This window comes from Paragemmobacter kunshanensis (genome assembly GCF_011059185.1).
Lineage (GTDB): Bacteria > Pseudomonadota > Alphaproteobacteria > Rhodobacterales > Rhodobacteraceae > Paragemmobacter > Paragemmobacter kunshanensis.
Genome location: NZ_JAALFE010000097.1, coordinates 1 through 1,049, shown reverse-complemented (window position 1 = coordinate 1,049; position 1,049 = coordinate 1). Strand labels below are relative to the sequence as shown.

Below are 1,049 nucleotides of genomic sequence, written 5' to 3'. Positions count from 1 at the left end.
GCCGTCAACGCCATGATTTATATGCGAAATATCACGATTACGACAGCGAAATCAGCGACTTACTTGGAGAATGTGGGACGAACTCGCAAAGAGCAGTGTTCAGTGAATGAGAGCGAATAGTGCTCTATTCACCTTTCCGTTGGTGTCTTTTCTTGTGCGGAGGCTTGGTGGCCTGAGAGGGAAAGATGTCGCTGGTCAAGTTGCGGAGTTTATACCCCCCAAATCAAGAATTCTTGATTTAGGGTGCGGGCTTGGATTTGTGGCAGCAGAACTTGAGAAGCTCGGGCACCAGGTCGTGGGCATCGATCTCAAAGATGTTAGGGCGGTGAAGAGCTTTGGGTTTCTAAGGGCCTCCGCATATGATCTGCCTTTTGCTGATGACAGTTTTGACATTTGCTTGGCGCATACAGCGCTCCATCATATGGACCATCCTGATCGCGCAATAAGAGAGGCTCGTAGGGTTGCGCGACTGCTGATTATTGGAGAGGAGATCCGAACGCGAGGCTTTAATTGGTGGCTCCTTAGAAACTACGATAGAGCAGTGAACTTATCCTTCTCTGGCCACCCGCATTCGAATCGAACACACGAGGAGTGGAGTGCTTCCTTTAGGGAAAACAATTTGAAAATCGATCAGCTGGTGGAGTCTCGTGTGTTCGGTTTCATTCATCAGGTAGTGTACGTCTTAAGCAGGGATGATCAAAATTGGAAGTAGTCGCATTTGCCTTACTTGCCGTTTGGTGTTTGCTGTTTATCAAGACTGCCGCCTCAGCTCTGCTTACGCCAAAGGTGGCAGGCGAGTTGAAAGAGGATTGCTGGGGGCCCGTCGACATCTTGGTCCCGGTACGAAATGAGGCTGACCGACTCCTTTCTGATTTCCTTACTGATCTGGTCAGGTTGAATCATCCGCGTGGTAAGATTTTTATTGTCGACGATCGGTCGACCGACGAATCTGCTGAGATTATTGCTCGTGTGTGTTGATTTGCACTGAGAGCTGACCCGGGTTTTCCATCGAGAAGTGACCCACCATTGGTTATGGATTTCGTGTCATG

Annotated in this window: 2 protein-coding genes; both read left to right on the top strand. The window is 49.2% G+C overall.

The window, feature by feature from the left end:
- Positions 1-142: 142 nt before the first annotated feature.
- Entirely contained in the window at positions 143-712 is a 570-nt protein-coding gene (locus G5V65_RS21935; protein WP_165054758.1) for a methyltransferase domain-containing protein, read from the top strand.
- A gap of 74 nt (positions 713-786) precedes the next feature.
- Positions 787-978 (top strand): glycosyltransferase, encoded by a 192-nt coding sequence (locus G5V65_RS22960; protein WP_350339469.1) that lies wholly within the window; start codon positions 787-789, stop codon positions 976-978.
- Positions 979-1,049: the final 71 nt, after the last annotated feature.